Genomic DNA, 18,346 nt, shown 5'->3' with positions numbered 1-18,346 from the left:
GAACCTCACGCACCACACCACCGGGAGCGCCAGTGGCACGCGTCGTAGTCGACGTCATGCTGAAGCCGGAGATCCTCGACCCCCAGGGCCAGGCGGTCCAGCGCGCACTGCCGCGGCTGGGCTACACCGGGATCTCCGACGTACGTCAGGGAAAGCGGTTCGAGCTGGAGGTCGACGGTCCGGTCGACGACGCCGCCCTCGCCCGCATTCGGGAGATGGCGGAAACCTTTCTCGCCAACACCGTGATCGAGGACTTCAATGTAAAGGTGGAGTCGTGACAGCGCGCATTGGCGTCGTCACATTCCCCGGCACGCTCGACGACCGCGACACCCAGCGCGCGGTGCGGCTGGCGGGCGCCGAGCCCGTAGCCCTGTGGCACCGCGACAAGGACCTGCGGCAGGTCGACGCGGTGGTTCTGCCCGGTGGCTTCAGTTACGGCGACTATCTGCGGGCCGGCGCGATCTCGCGTTTCTCGCCCATGATGGAAACGATCATCGAGCAGGCGAAGGGCGGAATGCCGGTTCTCGGCATCTGCAACGGTTTCCAGGTGCTCACCGAGGCGCACCTGCTGCCCGGCGCCATGCTGCGCAACACCGGGCTGCACTTCGTGTGCCGGGACCAGCGGCTGCGGGTCGAGACCAGCGGCACCGCCTGGACCGGCGACTTCACCGCGGGCCAGGAGATCTCCATCCCGCTGAAGAACATCGACGGCCGCTACACCGCCGACCCGCGCACCCTGGACGAGCTGGAGGCCGAGGGCCGGGTGGTCTTCCGGTACGCGGCCGGCCCGGTCGCCGACGGCTACGGCAACCCCAACGGCTCGCTGCGCGACATCGCGGGCATCAGCAACGCGGCCGGCAACGTGGTCGGCCTCATGCCGCACCCGGAGCACGCGGTCGAGTCGCTGATCGGCACCGGCCGCCGGGACGGCCTGGCCTTCTTCACCTCGGTACTCAAGGGACTGGTTTCGGTATGAGCCTGGATACCGTCAAGCAGGCGGAACAGACGCCCGAGACGGGGCAGCCCTGGAAGGAGCTGGGGCTCAAGGAGGACGAGTACCAGCGCATCCGGGAGATCCTGGGCCGCCGCCCGACCGGGGCGGAACTGGCCATGTACTCGGTCATGTGGTCGGAGCACTGCTCGTACAAGTCGAGCAAGGTGCACCTGAAGCAGTTCGGCGAGAAGGCCCCGCGCACCGACGCGCTGCTGGTCGGGATCGGCGAGAACGCGGGCGTGGTCGACGTCGGCCAGGGCTACGCGGTCACCTTCAAGATCGAGTCGCACAACCACCCCTCGTACATCGAGCCCTACCAGGGCGCGGCCACCGGCGTCGGCGGCATCGTGCGCGACATCCTGGCGATGGGCGCCCGCCCGGTCGCCGTCATGGACCCGCTGCGGTTCGGCGCGGCCGGTCACCCCGACACCAAGCGGGTACTGCCCGGCGTCGTGGCCGGCATCGGCGGCTACGGCAACTGCCTGGGCCTGCCCAACATCGGCGGCGAGGTCGTCTTCGACCCCTGCTACCAGGGCAACCCGCTGGTCAACGCCCTGTGCGTGGGCGTGATGAAGCACGAGGACATCCACCTGGCCAAGGCCTCCGGGTCCGGCAACAGGGTGATCCTGTACGGCGCCCGGACCGGCGGCGACGGCATCGGCGGCGTGTCGGTGCTGGCCTCGGAGACCTTCGACGCGACCGGCCCGTCCCGGCGCCCCGCCGTGCAGGTCGGCGACCCGTTCCAGGAGAAGCTGCTCATCGAGTGCACCCTGGAGCTGTTCCGGGAGAAGCTGGTCACCGGCATCCAGGACCTCGGCGGCGCCGGGCTGTCCTGCGCGACCTCCGAACTGGCCTCGGCCGGCTCCGGCGGGATGCGGATCGAGCTGGACCGGGTGCCGCTGCGCGACGCGACGCTCTCGCCGGAGGAGATCCTCATGAGCGAGTCGCAGGAGCGCATGTGCGCGATCGTCGAGCCGGACAAGGTCGACCGCTTCCTGGAGATCTGCGAGAAGTGGGACGTGATCGCCACCGACATCGGTGAGGTCACCGACGGCGTCCGGCTGGAGATCACCTGGCACGGCGAGCAGATCGTGGACGTGCCGCCGCGGTCGGTGGCGCACGAGGGGCCGACGTACCACCGCCCCTTCGCCCGTCCCGACTGGCAGGACACCCTCCAGGCCGACGACGCCGGCGCGCTGCCCCGCCCGGTGAGCGCCGACGAGCTGCGCGAGCAGGTGCTGGCGCTGGTGGGCTCGCCCAACCAGGCGTCCAAGGAGTGGATCACCGACCAGTACGACCGGTTCGTGCAGGGCAACACCGTGCTGGCGCAGCCGGAGGACTCCGGGCTGATCCGGATCGACGAGGAGACCGGGCTCGGGGTCGCGGTCGCCACCGACGGCAACGGCCGGTACGCCAAGCTCGACCCGTACGCGGGCGCGCAGCTCGCGCTCGCCGAGGCGTACCGCAACGTGGCCGCCACCGGGGCCCGGCCGCTGGCCGTCTCCGACTGCCTCAACTTCGGCTCGCCGGAGGACCCGGCGGTGATGTGGCAGTTCGCCGAGGCCACCCGCGGGCTCGCCGACGGCTGCCTGGCCCTGGGCACCCCGGTGACCGGCGGCAACGTCTCGCTGTACAACCAGACCGGTGAGACCGCGATCCACCCGACGCCGGTCGTCGCCGTGCTCGGCGTCATCGACGACGTGGCCCGCCGCACCCCGATGGCCTTCAAGGACCCCGGCCAGCTCGTCTACCTGCTGGGCGACACCCGCGAGGAGTTCGGCGGCTCGGCCTGGTCGCAGGTCGTGCACGACCACCTCGGCGGGCTGCCGCCGGCGGTGGACCTGGAGCGGGAGAAGCTGCTGGCGGAGATCCTGATCTCGGCCTCCCGGGACGGCATGATCGACGCCGCGCACGACCTGTCCGACGGCGGCCTGGTCCAGGCGGTCACCGAGTCCTGCCTGCGCGGCGGGCTCGGCGCGCGCCTGGTGGTGCCGGACGGGCTGGACGCCTTCACCTTCCTCTTCTCGGAGTCCGCGGGCCGGGCCGTCGTCGCGGTGCCGCGCTCGGAGGAGATGCGCTTCACCGACATGTGCGGCGCGCGCGGCCTGCCGGCCACCCGGATCGGGGTGATCGACGGCGACGCGATCGAGGTGCAGGGCGAGTTCTCGCTGCCGCTGGCCGAACTGCGGGCGGCGCACGAGGCGACGATCCCGGCACTGCTGGCCTGAACCGCCGGCCTGAATACGGGCCGGCTGAACCGCCGGCCTGAACCGCCGGCCTGAATACGGGCCGCCTGAACCGCCGGCCTGAACCGCCGGCCTGAATCAGCCCCGGCAAAGGGCCGTACACGTCAGGGCCGCCCCGGAAGCTCCCGGGGCGGCCCTGACGTCGTGCCGGGCACGGCGGCAGGCGGCAGGACGCGGCAGAATCCGCTTTCCGGCAGGTCGGCCCTGCTGCCCCGATCCGGCGGCCGGGCGCGGGCGGACCCGGACCCGGGCGCGGCGGCGGCCCGGACGGTCCGGCACTCCTGCCCACAATGCGACCGTGTTCGAAGCGTGTTGTGCCGGTGACCGGCCGGAACCAGACTGCGGTGCGAACGTGGCCGCCGCCCCCGGTACGGGGGTACGGGGGCGGCTGCCGCCGTTGTCCGCATTCCGGGTGCCGCCCCGGCCGCGGATCTTCCGGCCCACCGGCAGCATTGCCGAACGGTCTCCCGCATCGGCTCCGCGCTGTGGCAGCATCCGTGCGACCGCGCCGCCTCGGCGCATTGTTCGTACGGTGTGGACACGGGGGAGTGCGCGGGTGCGGCTGCAGATCCGGGCGGTGGACCAGGACGGGGCCCGCGAACTGCGCGAGCTCTACCACTGGCTGCGCGCGGAAGAGGACGCGCCCGAGGAGATCCGGCTCGTCCGCGGCGACCCGCCCCTCGGTCCGGCGGTCGGGTCCGAGGTCATCGACCTGGTCCTCACCCACTCCGTGGCCGTCGCGAACCTCACCATGGCGTACGCCTCCTGGCACCGGGCCCGCCCGCGCCGCGCGGCCGGCTTCACCTTCACGCGCATGTCCGACGGCCGCTCGGTGACCGTCCCGGACGGCTCCGACGACTCCGTGCGGCTGCTGCTGGCCGCCCTCGCCGCGCCGCCGCCCCCCGGCACCGCGCACCACCCCTGACCGGCCCCGGGATCCGGTAACAACGGCACTGTCACAGGTGCCGGTTAGGCTGCGGCCATGGCGGGTGCGAAGCGGCGGGAGCGGGCGTACGACGGCGGGCGGGTGTGGGCGGCGCTCGTCGCGCAGGTGGGGCAGGTGCGCGCGGCCGTCGCGGAGCTGACCGACGAGGAATGGACGCGGCCCAGCGGGCTGCCGGGCTGGGACGTGCGGATGCTGGTCGCGCATCTGGTGCGGCAGGTCGACGTCGTGCGCGTGGTGCTCGCCGAACCGGCGCCGCCGGCCGGGACGGCGGTGACCGGACTGAGCACGTGGGCGCTGTCGACCGCCGGGATCGCGGACGAGCTGGACGCCGGCACCCGGGAGACGGCCGCGCGCACGCCGGACGTGGTGGCCGCGCTCGCGGCGGCCGCCGAGGGGCTCGCGGCGCAGGAGCAGGAGGCGCTGCGGGCGGACCGGATCGTGCCGCACGTCTTCGGCGCGATGCGGGCGCTGGACTTCACGGTGACCCGGCTGGTGGAGCTGGTCGTGCACAGCGACGACCTGGCCCGGGCCACCGGGCGGGACGTGCCCCTGGACAAGCAGGCGCTGGCCGCGGTCGTACGGCTGCTGGCGGACGCCCTCGCGGTCAAGGCCCCCGGCAACTCGGTGGAGGTGCGCGTTCCGCCGTACGCGGCCGTCCAGTGCGTCCAGGGCCCCCGGCACACCCGCGGCACCCCGCCGAACGTGGTGGAGACCGACCCGCTGACCTGGATCCGGCTCGCCACCGGCCGCACCGGCTGGGCGTCGGCCCGGCAGGACGCGGCGGTCTCGGCGAGCGGGGAACGCGCGGACCTGTCGCCGTATCTGCCGGTGATGAGCTGACCGGATCCCGTCGGCCGCCGCCCGGACCGCACTTCGCGCGACACCCGGCGGGAACCCGCCGGACGCCTCCCGTTCGGCGAAAACACCCCGCCGAATCGGGGCAAAATTGCTCCGCTGTCAGCGGGGCGTATGTCACAGTCCCTTGCCCCGCAAGGCACTACGCGCATAGAACCGCAGAATCGAAGGGTCCCTCGTTCGGTCGACGGGCATTCCTGCCCTAGACTCAAGGACGTGCGTGGTGACGGACGACTCAGCCACGACCTGCTCCCCGGCGAGAAGGGCCCCCAGGACGCCTGCGGCGTGTTCGGTGTCTGGGCCCCCGGTGAAGAGGTCGCCAAACTCACCTACTTCGGGCTGTACGCGCTGCAGCACCGCGGCCAGGAGTCCGCGGGCATCGCGGTGAGCAACGGCTCGCAAATCCTGGTCTTCAAGGACATGGGCCTGGTTTCCCAGGTCTTCGACGAGACCTCGCTGGTCTCGCTGACCGGCCACATCGCGGTCGGGCACGCCCGCTACTCGACGACCGGCGCCTCGGTGTGGGAGAACGCCCAGCCCACTTTCCGGGCCACCGCCAACGGCTCGATCGCGCTCGGCCACAACGGCAACCTGGTGAACACCGTCCAGCTCGCCGAGATGGTCGCCGAACTCCCGCAGGGCCCCGGCCGCGCCACCAAGGTCGCCGCGACCAACGACACCGACCTGGTGACCGCCCTGCTGGCCGGGCAGGTCGCCGAGGACGGCACCCCGCTGTCGGTCGAGGAAGCCGCGCCCCTGGTGCTGCCCAAGGTCCGCGGCGCCTTCAGCCTGGTCTTCATGGACGAGCACACCCTCTACGCCGCCCGCGACCCGCAGGGCATCCGCCCGCTGGTGCTCGGCCGCCTGGAGCGCGGCTGGGTGATCGCCTCCGAGACCGCCGCCCTGGACATCGTCGGCGCCTCCTTCGTCCGCGAGATCGAGGCCGGCGAGCTGATCGCGATCGACGAGCAGGGAGTGCGCAGCTCCCGGTTCGCCGCCGCCCGGCCCAAGGGCTGCGTCTTCGAGTACGTCTACCTCGCCCGCCCCGACACCGACATCGCGGGCCGCAACGTCTACCTCTCCCGGGTCGAGATGGGCCGCCGCCTCGCCAAGGAGGCCCCGGCCGACGCCGACCTGGTGATACCGACGCCGGAGTCGGGCACCCCGGCGGCGGTCGGCTACGCCGAGGCCAGCGGCATCCCGTACGGCTCGGGCCTGGTGAAGAACTCCTACGTGGGCCGCACCTTCATCCAGCCCTCGCAGACCATCCGGCAGCTCGGCATCCGGCTCAAGCTCAACCCGCTCAAAGAGGTCATCCGCGGCAAGCGGCTGGTCGTGGTGGACGACTCCATCGTCCGCGGCAACACCCAGCGCGCCCTGGTGCGGATGCTGCGCGAGGCCGGCGCGGCCGAGGTGCACGTACGGATCTCCTCGCCGCCGGTGAAGTGGCCCTGCTTCTTCGGCATCGACTTCGCCACCCGCGCCGAGCTGATCGCCAACGGCATGGGTGTCGAGGAGATCGGCCAGTCGCTGGGCGCGGACTCGCTGGCGTACATCTCGATCGACGCCATGGTCGAGGCCACCACGATCCCCAAGGACAACCTGTGCCGGGCCTGCTTCGACGGGGAGTACCCGATGGAGCTGCCCGACCCCGAGCTGCTGGGCAAGCAGCTGCTGGAGACCGAGCTGGCCGGGGGCGCGGACGCCGCCGACGCGCTGCGCCGCCCGTAGCGGGACGCGCGCCGGCACGTGACGCGTACGACCGGCCCGGGTGAACCGCCCGGCCGGCCGCCGCCCCCGGAACCCGACGCCCTGCCCGGCCCCAGCCGCACCTCGATCAGACCCCGAACCGAACCGACCGGAAGTGCCTGCCATGTCCGAAACCCCCGGTGCCAGCTACGCCGCCGCCGGCGTCGACATCGAGGCCGGCGACCGCGCCGTCACCCTCATGAAGGAGTGGGTGCGCAAGGCCGGGCGCCCCGAGGTGATCGGCGGCCTCGGCGGCTTCGCCGGGCTGTTCGACGCCTCCGCGCTGAAGCGGTACGAGCGCCCGCTGCTGGCCTCCGCGACCGACGGCGTCGGCACCAAGGTCGACATCGCCCGCCGCATGGGCGTCTACGACACCATCGGGCACGACCTGGTGGGCATGGTCGTGGACGACCTGGTGGTGTGCGGGGCCGAGCCGCTGTTCATGACCGACTACATCTGCGTCGGCAAGGTCCACCCGGAGCGGGTGGCGGCGATCGTCAAGGGCATCGCCGAGGGCTGCGTACTGGCCGGCTGCGCGCTGATCGGCGGCGAGACCGCGGAGCACCCGGGGCTGCTGGGCGCCGACGAGTTCGACGTCGCCGGGGCCGGCACCGGGGTGGTCGAGGCTGGCGCACTGCTGGGCGCCGACCTCATCCGAAATGGTGACGTGGTGATCGCCATGGAGGCGTCCGGACTTCACTCGAACGGGTACAGCCTGGTGCGGCACGTCCTCTTCGAGCGGGCCGGCTGGGCCCTGGACCGGCACGTCCCGGAGTTCGGCCGCACCCTCGGCGAGGAACTGCTGGAGCCCACCCGGATCTACTCGCTGGACTGCCTGGCGCTCACCCGCACCACCGAGGTGCACGCCTTCGCGCACGTCACCGGCGGCGGGCTGGCCGCCAATCTCGCCCGGGTGATCCCGGACGGCCTGCACGTCGGCATCGACCGCGGCACCTGGCAGCCCGCGCCGGTCTTCACCACCGTCGGCGAACTCGGCGCGGTCGCCCGGCCGGAGCTGGAGAAGACGCTCAACATGGGCGTCGGCATGGTCGCGGTGGTGCCGCCGGAGTCGGTGGACGTCGCGCTGTCCGTGCTGGCCGACCGCGGCGTCGAGGCCTGGGTGGCCGGCGACGTCACGGCAGGCGGAAGCGACACCCCGGCGGTGGAGCTGACCGGCGACTACGCGAGCTGACCGGCGGTCCGTGCACCCGGGCGCCGCTGCCATGGCAATGACCACCACGGTGACGACCACAGCGACGAAACCCGGTCCGGGGTGGCCCCCGGACCGGGTCGACGGTCTACGGCGTCAAGCGCGGCGGCGCTGCGAGGAGGGGGACCGGTCCTGGTCCTCGTCCTCGTCGTCCTCATCGTCGTTGTACAGGTCCGCGTACTGAGCGTACGGGTCCTCGTCGACTTCGTCGTCATCGTCGTCGACAGGCTGGTTAACCGGCCTTGCAGACGATGCGCCCAGCTCTTCGGCCAGACGGTGGAGATCCGTGCCGCCGCTGTTGTACTTCAGCTGGCGGGCGACCTTCGTCTGCTTGGCCTTGGCCCGGCCGCGCCCCATGGCTCGACCCCCTCAACGGCGGGGCTCGACGGCCCCGAGTCTTGACACGCGTTCATGAACCGGAGCGGCCTCCCGGGCGGAAGACCGGTCCGTAGGGCCTCAACGGTACCTGCTTCCGACGCCGCACGGTACGTCGCCCGCACGACGCGCGTCGGAGCAGGGCTTTTTGGCGGCCCCGTCGTTCCTGGTCAGACCCGATTTTACCTTCTTCTAGCGCGAAGTTGCTATCGGGTCGTGCTATCGGTCACGTGAATCGTTGCGAACCTGTTCCGCAAGGGCGGTCGCACGCTTCCCGCAAGCCGTCCCGGGCCCCACGGGTACCGGGGGTCCGGGCGGCTCCGACGCCGGTTCGACGCGGCTGCGCCCGGTCCGGTTCCGTCGGGTTCCGTGGGGTTCAGGAGGCGGCTTCGGGAGACCTCGCAGCGGCTTCAGGAGACCTCGGGCCGCAGCCACCGGTCGGCCGGGGTGCGGTCGGCGATGCGCTGCTCGGCCAGCCGGTCCGCGGCCACCGCCGGCGGCACTCCGTCCACCTTGGCCCGCTCGAAAATGGCCAGAGTGGTGTCGTGGATCCGGGTCGCCTTGGCCTTGGCCCGCTCGAAGTCGAAGCCGTGCAGCTCGTCGGCGACCTGGATGACGCCGCCGGAGTTCACCACGTAGTCCGGCGCGTAGAGGATCCCGCGGTCGGCGAGGTCCTTCTCCACGCCCGGGTGGGCGAGCTGGTTGTTGGCCGCGCCGCACACCACGGTGGCGGTCAGGGCGGGCACCGTCACGTCGTCCAGCGCGCCGCCGAGCGCGCAGGGCGCGTACACGTCCAGGGGAGTACGGACCAGTGCCGCGGTGTCGGCGACCGCGGTCACCCCGGGGTGGCGGTCCAGCACGCGCTGTACCGCGCCGGCCCGCACGTCGGTGACGACGACCTCGGCGCCGTCCGCCAGCAGGTGCTCGACCAGCAGGTGGCCGACCTTGCCGACGCCGGCCACGCCGACCCGGCGGCCGCGCAGCGACGGGTCGCCCCACTGGGTGGCGGCCGCGGCGCGCATGCCCTGGAAGACGCCGAAGGCGGTCAGCACGGAGGAGTCGCCGGCGCCGCCCTGCTCGGGGGAGCGACCGGTGGTCCAGGGGTTCTCGCGGGCGACGACGTCCATGTCCGCGACATAGGTGCCGACATCGCAGGCGGTGACGTACCGGCCGCCGAGCGCGGCCACGCAGCGGCCGTAGGCCAGCAGCAGTTCCTCGGTCTTGAGGGTGTCGGGGTCCCCGATGATGACGGCCTTGCCGCCACCGAGGTCAAGGCCGGCCAGTGCGTTCTTGTACGACATGCCGCGCGAGAGGTTGATGGCGTCCTCGACGGCCTCGTCGTCGGAGGCGTAGGCGTGGAAGCGGGTGCCGCCCAGGGCGGGGCCCAGGGCGGTGGAGTGGATCGCGATGACGGCCTTCAGGCCGGTGGCGCGGTCCTGGCAGAGGACGACCTGTTCATGTCCGCCCTGCTCCGATCGGAACAGCTTGGCGACAGAACTTCCCGGTACATCGGATACAGCGGTCACGGTGGTGACTCCCATGGTCCAGTGGTCCGTGTGTCGTCTCGCCCCCCGTAAGGGTGGCGGAGGGCTCGACGGTCATCACACTAGGCCCTGCGGCGGGTGGCCGGGATCACCTCCGCACCGTATCGACGCGTGGGACGATCGGGAGGGGCGGCACAGCGGGCGAGGGAGCGGGTGTGGGCGGTTCACCGGTACTGGTCCCGTACACGGCGTATCTGCGGGTGTACGAGCCGCTGGCGGCCTTTCCCGAGCCCGAACGCAGCCACTGGAACCGATATGCCGCGGCGGGCCGTGTCAGGACCGCACAGGACGAACTGCGGCAGTCCCTGGCCGATCTGGTGCCGGTGCCGCCGGTGGCCGTGCCGGTGCACGAGAGCCGCGACGCCTTCGTGGCGGTGGTCGGCGGGGTGACCCACATCTGCCCGTGGCGCACCCGGCTGCGCGGCTGGCTGGCGCTGGAACAGGTCGCCGGGCTGCTGCCCGAGTCGGTGCTCGACGCGATGCTGCCGCCGGTGGTGCGCCGCCAGGCCGCGGCGGACCACGAGGCGTGGCGGGAACGCAATCCGGACGCCCGGCCATGGATCAGATCGGCCACCTGGCATGTGCCGTCGGGGTGGTTCGTCCTGGTGTCCGCCGAGGAGCGGGAGTACGAGCCGGCGGGCGCGGGGGAGTCCAAGGAGCCGCTGCTGCGCTACCGCACCCCGATGGTGCAGGCCAGGCGGCGGGTGGCGCGCGGGCTTCGGGTGCTCAAGGACACCCTGGAGGAGGGCCCGCTGATCGACGGGCTGATCGACGTGGGGCGCTGGCTGGAGGAGTTCCACCCGCGCTCGCTGGTCGAACTCGACTACGGCGGGCTGGTGCACACCCTCGGCCCGGACCGGCTGGCCGCGGACTGCTCGGCCGCGGACATGACCGAGGCGCTGGCGGCGCTGCGTTCGGGCGACAGCGAGCGGGCCGGCACGGCCTACGACCGGCTCACCGAGCGCTGGCGCGCGGTCCGCGAACTGCAGTTCTCGAGCTGATCCGGGCGGTTCGCCCCGCACTGTGACACTTCCGAAGTGACGGACGCTTCTGTTGTTGAGAGATGTGGCGTGTCGTTGACAGGTGGGGGCTGTGGCCCAAGGGTGACGCAGAGCACGTGACCGATCTCTTGCTTGCATCACCATGTGTCATGCCAAAATGGGACATCGGGTCCGCCTCGGGCTCGTATCGAAGGTGGGGATGTGGCAGATGATCGTGCTGTGACTGATCGTCACGTTGGGGTGACTGTCCGCTATGGCATGGTCCATCGGCTTCCGTCGAGGTTGAACACCTGAGAGGGCAAATCCATCGGTTTGGCCGACGCGGCTGGACGGATGGTGTAGTTGTAGTGCCGAGGACAAGCCGTTCGTCCTATTACCGACTCGGCCCTCGTCCGCCATTTCGGGCAACGGGGGCCAAGGTGCAGAATTCAGAGGAAAGAACCGCGTTGGTTCGGTTCTCTCAAGGAGGCCGCTCATGACCGCTCGCACCCCTGATGCCGAGCCGTTGCTTACCCCTGCCGAGGTCGCGACCATGTTCCGCGTCGACCCGAAGACGGTCACGCGCTGGGCCAAGGCCGGCAAGCTCACGTCCATCCGCACGCTCGGCGGGCACCGCCGGTACCGCGAGGCGGAGGTCCGCGCGCTGCTGGCGGGCATTCCGCAGCAGCGCAGCGAGGCCTGACAAGCTCTTCACAGCTCTTCACAGCACGTCCGGGCGGTTTCGCGGGGCCCCCACCCCTCGACAACGCCCTCCGGCGGCCTCCTCGCCCCCTCCAGGACGCCTCCGGTTCCGCCGGGAAACCGGCCAGAAGTGACCTTGACCGCATCGGACTCCGCCGGGTCCGATGCGGTCTTTTCTGTGCCGTCTCTGTGTCATCTCGATGCCCGAGGCGATCGTTTCCGCGCTCCGGGTGCTCTCCGGGGTGCCGTGAATGTGCCGCGCTGGACGTGACTGGGACGGTTGGGACAGGAGGGTGCCATTGCACATATTAAATCGAGGGCCTTCCGGAGAGCCTCAAGTTCCCTGAGTTCCGGGCGAATTTAGGTGACTCCCGTCACATGCCTGGTGACTTGCTGGTGATCTCTCCGGTGGGGTAGGGAACTCCCGCCTCAGCAGACCCAGTCGCGGCACGGGAACCGGCCGGTGCCGGTGCGCGGTCCGCCAACGCCGAAGGGCCCGACTCCGGTTGGGAGTCGGGCCCTTCGATTACTGCGGTCCTGACGGGATTTGAACCCGCGGCCTCCACCTTGACAGGGTGGCGAGCACTCCAAACTGCTCCACAGGACCTCGCGAGGAAGACTGTACAGCAGGTCAGGGGGTGCGGTCGAACTCGTTGCGAGGTCAGGCCGGAACGGCCGCCCAGCCCTCGTCCAGCGCCTTCATCACCCGCTTGTCGGAGACCGGGAAGGCCGTGCCCAGCGCGTGCGCGAAGTAGCTGACCCGCAGCTCCTCCAGCATCCAGCGGATGTCCCGCACCGCGGGCGGCACCGGCCGCCCGGCCGGCTGGGCGGCCAGCAGCTCGGCGTACTCCGCCTGGAGTTCCCGGACCTTGGCCATGCGGGTGGCGTCCCGCTCGACGCCCTGCGGCATCTGCTGGAGCCGCCGGTCCACGGCCACCAGGTAGCGCATCAGGTCCGGCAGCCGCCGCAGCCCGGTCTCGGTGACGAAGCCGGGGTGGATCAGCGCGGTCAGCTGCTCGCGCACGTCCGCCAGGCCGGCCACCAGCGCCGGGCTCCTGGTCGCCGCCAGCCGCCGCTCGCAGGACTGCCAGGCGGCCAGCACCTGCTGCACCCGCTCGACGGCCCGCCCGGTCAGCTCCACCAGGTCCGCGCGCACCGCGTCGTACAGCTTGCGGTACGCCTCCTCGTCCCAGGCCGGCCCGCCGTGCTCGGCGATCAGCCGGTCCGCGGCGGCGGTCGCGCAGTCCTCGAACAGCGCCTGGACGCTGCCGTGCGGGTTGCGGGACAGGGCCAGCTTCTGCTGGTTGGTGAGCCGGTCGGCAGCGAACTTGGCCGGGTTCACGGGCACGTTGAGCACGATCAGCCGGCGCGTGCCGCGCCACATCGCCTCGGCCTGCTCCAGCTCGGTGTCGAACAGCCGCACCGCCACCGAGGAACCCTCGTCCACCAGCGCCGGATACGCCTTGACCGGCTGCCCGGCCCGCCGCGTCTCGAAGGTGCGCGGCAGCGTGCCCACGCTCCAGTCGGTCAGCCCGGTGCGCTGCTCCACCGACGCAAGGCCGGCCTGCGAGGCGTCAGGGGACCGCTCGAAGGCCCGTGTGATGGCCTCCCGGGTCTTCGGCTTCAGCCGCAGCTTCAGCGCGTCCAGGTCCTTGTCCTCGGCGATCGCACGGCGCCGCTCGTCCACCACCCGGAAGGTGACCTTCAGGTGGTCCGGCACCTTCGCCAGGTCGAAGTCCTCCGCGGCGACCGGCACCCCGACCATCCGCTGCAACTCCCGCGCCAGCACGGCCGGCAAGGGGTCGGGTCCGGCCACCGCGAGGTCCAGGAACCGCTTGGCGTAGTTCGGCGCCGGTACGTAATTGCGCCGGATCGCCTTGGGCAGCGAGCGGATCAGCTCGGTGACCACGGCCTCGCGCAGGCCCGGGATCTGCCAGTCGAAGCCGGCCGGCGTCGCCTGGTTGAGCACCTGCAAGGGGATGTGCACGGTCACGCCGTCCGCGTCCGTGCCCGGCTCGAACTGGTAGGTGACCCGGAACTTCAGCGCGCCCTGCCGCCAGGAGTCCGGGTAGTCGGCCTTGGTGACCGCCTCCGCGTTCTCGTTGATCAGCATCGACTGCTCGAAGTTGAGCAGCTCCGGCTCCTCGCGGCGCTTGTGCTTCCACCAGGAGTCGAAGTGGGCGCCGGAGACCACGTGCTCGGGCAGCCGCGCGTCGTAGAAGTCGAACAGCGTCTCGTCGTCGACCAGGATGTCGCGGCGCCGGGCGCGGTGCTCCAACTCCTCGACCTCGCCCAGCAGTTTGCGGTTGTCGTGGAAGAACTGGTGGTGGGTGCGCCAGTCGCCCTCGACCAGGGCGCCGCGGATGAACAGCTCGCGGGAGACCTCCGGGTCGATCCGCCCGTAGTTCACCTTGCGCTGCGCCACCAGCGGGATCCCGTACAGCGTCACCCGCTCGTACGCCATCACCGCCGCCTGGTCCTTCTCCCAGTGCGGCTCGCTGTAACTGCGCTTGACCAGGTGCTCGGCCAGCGGCTCGACCCACTCCGGCTCGATGCGGGCGTTGACCCGCGCCCACAGCCGCGAGGTCTCCACCAGCTCGGCCGACATCACCCACCGCGGCGGCTTCTTGAACAGCGCCGAGCCGGGGAACACCGCGAACTTGGCGCTGCGGGCGCCCAGGTACTCGTTCCGCGCGGTCTCCTTGCCGCCCTCGGCGACGGTGTTCTTCAGCCCGATGTGCGACAGCAGGCCGGCCAGCAGCGACAGGTGGACGCGCTGCGGATCGGCGTCCTGCTCGGCGGTCTTGATGTCCATCTGCTGGGCGATGGTGCGCAGTTGGCTGTAGATGTCCTGCCACTCGCGGATCCGCAGGTAGTTCAGGTACTCGTTGCGGCACATCCGGCGGAAGGCGGAGGAGGACAGCTCCTTCTGCCGCTCGCGGATGTAGCGCCACAGGTTGAGGAAGGCCAGGAAGTCGCTGTTCTCGTCGCGGAACCTGGCGTGCTGCTGGTCGGCCTGGGTCTGCTTGTCCGCCGGCCGCTCCCGCGGGTCCTGGATGGACAGCGCGGCGGCGATCACCATCACCTCGCGCACGCAGCCGTTGCGGTCCGCCTCCAGCACCATCCGGGCCAGCCGCGGGTCCACCGGGAGCTGGGCGAGGCGCCGCCCGGTCTGCGTCAGCCGCGCCCGCGGGTCCTTGGCCTGCGGGTCCAGCGCGCCGAGCTCCTCCAGCAGTTGCACGCCGTCCTTGACGTTGCGGCGGTCCGGCGGGTCGATGAAGGGGAACTTCTCTATGTCGCCCAGGCCCGCGGCGGTCATCTGCAGGATGACCGAGGCCAGGTTGGTGCGCAGGATCTCGGCGTCGGTGAACTCCGGCCGGGACACGAAGTCGGCCTCGTCGTACAGCCGGATGCAGATGCCGTCGGCGGTACGGCCGCAGCGGCCCTTGCGCTGGTTGGCGCTGGCCTGGCTGATCCGCTCGATCGGCAGCCGCTGCACCTTGGTGCGGTGGCTGTAGCGGGAGATACGGGCGGTGCCCGGGTCGATCACGTACCGGATGCCGGGCACCGTCAGCGACGTCTCGGCGACGTTGGTGGCCAGCACGACCCGGCGGCCGGTGTGCTGCTGGAAGACCCGGTGCTGCTCGGCCGAGGACAGCCGTGCGTACAGCGGCAGCACCTCGGTGTGGCGCAGATTCCGCTTGCCCAGCGCGTCGGCGGTGTCGCGGATCTCCCGCTCGCCGGACAGGAAGACCAGGATGTCGCCGGGCCCCTCGGCCTGGAGCTCGTCGACCGCGTCGCAGATCGCGGTGATCTGGTCGCGGTCGGGATCCTCGGACTCCTCGTCCAGCAGCGGCCGGTAGCGCACCTCCACCGGGTACGTACGCCCGCTGACCTCCACGATCGGGGCGTCGCCGAAGTGCCGGGAGAAGCGCTCGGGGTCGATGGTCGCCGAGGTGATGACGACCTTCAGGTCCGGGCGGCGGGGCAGCAGCTGGGCCAGGTAGCCCAGGATGAAGTCGATGTTGAGGCTGCGCTCGTGGGCCTCGTCGATGATGATCGTGTCGTACGCGCGCAGCTCGCGGTCGGTCTGGATCTCGGCGAGCATGATGCCGTCGGTCATCAGCTTCACCAGGGTGCTGTCGCTGACCTGGTCGGTGAAGCGGACCTTCCAGCCGACCGCCTGGCCGAGCGGGGTGGTCAGCTCCTCGGCGATGCGCTCGGCCACGGTCCGGGCGGCGATCCGGCGCGGCTGGGTGTGCCCGATCAGGCCGCGCACGCCCCGGCCGAGCTCCAGGCAGATCTTCGGGATCTGGGTGGTCTTGCCCGATCCGGTCTCGCCGGCCACGATCACCACCTGGTGGTCACGGATGGCCGCCAGGATCTCGTCCTTCTTCTGGCTGACCGGCAGGGCCTGGGGATACGTGATCGCGGGCACGGCCGACCGGCGCCGGGCGACCCGCTCCTCGGCAGTGGTGATCCCGGCCTCGATCTCGGCCAGGACGGCGGCGCGCGCCTCGGGTTTCCGTATCCGCCGGACACCGTCCAGCCGGCGACCGAGGCGCTGCTCGTCCCGCAGGGTCAGCGAGGGCAGGCGTCGGGCCAGCTCAGCGGAGGAGGAGGGTTGGGTAGACATACGCGGTCCAGCATCGCATCCGGACCGGCGGGCGGCGAACCTATTTCGGGCGGGGCGCGGCAGATCACACCCCGGGCCGGATCGCCCGCGGGCGGGACGCCGGGAATGTGGCCGCAGGCGTCCCGAAATGCGGCGAGGTGCCCGGAGGTGCCCCTGGTGCCGCCAGTGTTCCGGAACGACATAGGGCCCGCGCGTGGCGGGCCCTACATCGTGCGGTGGCTGGGGCCGGGGTCGAACCGGCGACCTACCGCTTTTCAGGCGGTCGCTCGTACCAACTGAGCTACCCAGCCGCAGCGGTCCTGACGGGATTTGAACCCGCGGCCTCCACCTTGACAGGGTGGCGAGCACTCCAAACTGCTCCACAGGACCTTGCGTGGTGCGGGACCAGTCTTGCACATGTCGCGCTGTGGTCTCGCACGGATTTGCGCCCCTCCCGCCGCTTCCGTCCGTCCGGCCCATCCCGGGTTTCTCCGGTGAGCCTTCGGACATTTCGGCGGGCCGTTGTCGCTGGATCAGCGTATCAGAACTGAGGGGTCGCTCCCGCCACGGCGAGGCGGGGCGCGGCCGGTCCGCGTACCCGTTCGGCCGGGTCAGAGCCCGTCCCGGTGGGTCCACCGCCCGGCCACCAGGGTGCCCGCCACCGGGGTCGCGGCCAGCGCCGCGGGGCCGTCGGCCGCGGCCGGGTCGGCGTCGGCGATCACCAGGTCGGCGGGCGCCCCGACGGCCACCTCGGTCCGTACCGAGGCCGCCAGCGCCTGGCCGAGCGGGACGGCCTGTTCCGGGTGCCAGGAGGGCCGGCCGTCCGCGCCCGTACGGTGCACCGCCGCCGATATGCCCACCCACGGGTCGAGCGGCGAGACCGGTGCGTCGGAGCCGAACTCCAGCCGCGCACCGGCCCGCAGCAGCTCCGCGTAGGCGAAGGCGCGATCGGTACGCCCCTTCCAGTGCCGGTCGGCGACGTCGCGGTCGTCCACCGCGTGCGCCGGCTGGACGCCCAGCACCAGGCCGGGCCGGGCGTAGCGGGCCAGGTCACGGCGGTCCACCAGTTGCGCGTGCTCGATCCGGCCCGGGCCCGGCACCCGGTCGAAGGCGTCCAGCGCGATGGTGCCCGCGCGGTCGCCGATGGCGTGCACGGCGCTGCGGATGCCGTGGGCGGCGGCCCGGACCATCAGCGCCACCAGCTCCTCCGGCTCCGTCTGGAGCGTCCCGTGGCCGCCGGTCGCCGGGTACGGCTCGTGGCACAGGGCGGTGCGGGTGTTCAGCGAGCCGTCCACGAAGAGCTTGAGCGGGCCGGTGGTGAGCAGGCCGCCCGTGCCCGGTACCGGCTCGCCGGTGCGCCGGCCGGCCGCGATCGCCCGCTCCAGCGCGTCCGGGTAGACCGTGGCGGCCACCCGCAGCGGCAGCCCGCCGGGCCAGGCGGCCGCCCGGCGGGTCCAGTCCGCCAGGTTGTCGGCGTACTCGAACTCCATGACGCCGGTCACGCCCCGGCGGGCGGCCTCGCGTACCGCCTCCCGCACCCACCGGTCGCGGACCTCGGGCGTGGCCCGCCCGAGCCGGGCCGCCGCGTCCAGCACCGGCTCCTCCCGCAGCACCCCGTCCGGGTGGCCGGCCAGCCCCAGCGCGGCCAGCGCCTCCCGGTTCAGCCAGGCGGTGTGCAGGTCGTTGCTGATCAGCGCGACGACTCGGGGCGCCCGGTCCGGCCACTCCAGCAGATCCGGTGCCATCGCGTCGGGCCACAGGGCGTCCCGGAACCCGAATCCGATCAGCGGTTCGCCCTGCGGGGTGCGGTCCGCGGCCCGCGCCATCGCGGCCGCCGCCTCCCGGGCCGACCCCGTGCCCGTCAGGTCCACCCGGCGCCGGGCCGCCGCCCACTGCCCGAGGTGTACGTGGGCGTCCCACAGGCCCGGCAGCAGGGTGCGGCCGCCGCATTCCACGACCTCGCCGACGCTGGGATCGAGGCCGGGGCCGGGACGGTGGCTTCTTCCCGTCGCCCCTGTCGTCAGCGGCTCGATCGCGGTGATCAGCCCGCCCTCGACGGCCACCTGCACCGGCTCCCCGGCACCGATCCGCACGTTCCGCAGCAGCACGTCCGTCCCCTTCACCCGCGCC

The 18,346-nt window shown here is 72.0% G+C and carries 13 protein-coding genes and 3 tRNA genes; 9 read left to right on the top strand and 7 right to left on the bottom strand.

Going from position 1 to position 18,346, the window contains the following annotated elements; translation table 11 throughout:
- Positions 1 to 32 precede the first annotated feature (32 nt).
- The 7 genes from purS to purM all read left to right on the top strand — a co-directional run bounded on the left by purS (position 33) and on the right by purM (position 7,982).
- Positions 33 to 278: a phosphoribosylformylglycinamidine synthase subunit PurS gene (gene purS, locus ITX44_RS31280; protein ID WP_205361485.1), complete on the top strand. Its 246-nt coding sequence runs from the start codon at positions 33 to 35 to the stop codon at positions 276 to 278.
- Complete coding sequence (gene purQ / locus ITX44_RS31275; RefSeq protein WP_205361480.1) at positions 275 to 976, top strand: phosphoribosylformylglycinamidine synthase subunit PurQ; 702 nt, start codon at positions 275 to 277, stop codon at positions 974 to 976. The genes purS and purQ overlap by 4 nt, the downstream gene beginning before the upstream one ends.
- The gene (gene purL, locus ITX44_RS31270; RefSeq protein ID WP_205361478.1) at positions 973 to 3,222 is read left to right on the top strand and encodes a phosphoribosylformylglycinamidine synthase subunit PurL; all 2,250 of its coding nucleotides are present in this window, start codon (positions 973 to 975) and stop codon (positions 3,220 to 3,222) included. Before purQ ends, purL begins: the two co-directional genes overlap by 4 nt.
- A gap of 574 nt (positions 3,223 to 3,796) precedes the next feature.
- The gene (locus ITX44_RS31265) at positions 3,797 to 4,165 is read left to right on the top strand and encodes an effector-associated constant component EACC1 (RefSeq protein WP_205361476.1); all 369 of its coding nucleotides are present in this window, start codon (positions 3,797 to 3,799) and stop codon (positions 4,163 to 4,165) included.
- A gap of 57 nt (positions 4,166 to 4,222) precedes the next feature.
- On the top strand, positions 4,223 to 5,026 hold the full coding sequence (locus ITX44_RS31260; protein ID WP_205361474.1) for a maleylpyruvate isomerase family mycothiol-dependent enzyme: 804 nt from the start codon (positions 4,223 to 4,225) through the stop codon (positions 5,024 to 5,026).
- Positions 5,027 to 5,155: 129 nt separating this feature from the next.
- Positions 5,156 to 6,772, top strand: a complete 1,617-nt coding sequence (gene purF / locus ITX44_RS31255) for an amidophosphoribosyltransferase (RefSeq protein ID WP_372441047.1) — start codon at positions 5,156 to 5,158, stop codon at positions 6,770 to 6,772.
- A 142-nt stretch (positions 6,773 to 6,914) separates the two neighbouring features.
- Entirely contained in the window at positions 6,915 to 7,982 is a 1,068-nt protein-coding gene (purM, locus tag ITX44_RS31250) for a phosphoribosylformylglycinamidine cyclo-ligase (protein WP_205361471.1), read from the top strand.
- 114 nt (positions 7,983 to 8,096) lie between these two features.
- On the opposite strand, the gene ITX44_RS31245 is transcribed toward purM, so the two are convergent.
- A complete protein-coding gene (locus tag ITX44_RS31245; RefSeq protein WP_205361469.1) occupies positions 8,097 to 8,357 on the bottom strand; it encodes a DUF3073 domain-containing protein in 261 nt (86 codons plus the stop codon).
- Between the two features lie 428 nt (positions 8,358 to 8,785).
- A complete protein-coding gene (locus ITX44_RS31240; protein ID WP_205361467.1) occupies positions 8,786 to 9,916 on the bottom strand; it encodes a Leu/Phe/Val dehydrogenase in 1,131 nt (376 codons plus the stop codon).
- A gap of 158 nt (positions 9,917 to 10,074) precedes the next feature.
- On the opposite strand from ITX44_RS31240, the gene ITX44_RS31235 reads away from it, so the two are divergent.
- On the top strand, positions 10,075 to 10,920 hold the full coding sequence (locus ITX44_RS31235) for a DUF8083 family protein (RefSeq protein ID WP_205361465.1): 846 nt from the start codon (positions 10,075 to 10,077) through the stop codon (positions 10,918 to 10,920).
- A gap of 475 nt (positions 10,921 to 11,395) precedes the next feature.
- Positions 11,396 to 11,602, top strand: a complete 207-nt coding sequence (gene bldC / locus ITX44_RS31230) for a developmental transcriptional regulator BldC (RefSeq protein WP_003949541.1) — start codon at positions 11,396 to 11,398, stop codon at positions 11,600 to 11,602.
- Positions 11,603 to 12,133: 531 nt separating this feature from the next.
- Here bldC and ITX44_RS31225 read toward each other — a convergent pair.
- From ITX44_RS31225 to ITX44_RS31205, 5 genes are all read right to left on the bottom strand, one after another.
- A tRNA-Asp gene (locus ITX44_RS31225) sits at positions 12,134 to 12,208 on the bottom strand.
- Positions 12,209 to 12,262: 54 nt separating this feature from the next.
- Positions 12,263 to 16,237, bottom strand: a complete 3,975-nt coding sequence (hrpA, locus tag ITX44_RS31220; RefSeq protein ID WP_205361463.1) for an ATP-dependent RNA helicase HrpA — start codon at positions 16,235 to 16,237, stop codon at positions 12,263 to 12,265.
- A 216-nt stretch (positions 16,238 to 16,453) separates the two neighbouring features.
- Positions 16,454 to 16,527 (bottom strand) — tRNA-Phe (locus ITX44_RS31215).
- Between the two features lie 4 nt (positions 16,528 to 16,531).
- A tRNA-Asp gene (locus tag ITX44_RS31210) sits at positions 16,532 to 16,606 on the bottom strand.
- Between the two features lie 221 nt (positions 16,607 to 16,827).
- A complete protein-coding gene (locus tag ITX44_RS31205; RefSeq protein WP_307795579.1) occupies positions 16,828 to 18,324 on the bottom strand; it encodes an amidohydrolase in 1,497 nt (498 codons plus the stop codon).
- Positions 18,325 to 18,346 lie beyond the last annotated feature (22 nt).

Source organism: Actinacidiphila acididurans, assembly GCF_016918855.1.
GTDB classification, from domain to species: Bacteria; Actinomycetota; Actinomycetes; order Streptomycetales; family Streptomycetaceae; genus Actinacidiphila; species Actinacidiphila acididurans.
Note: the sequence above shows the minus strand (reverse complement) of the source record. Positions and strands in the feature narration are given on the sequence as shown.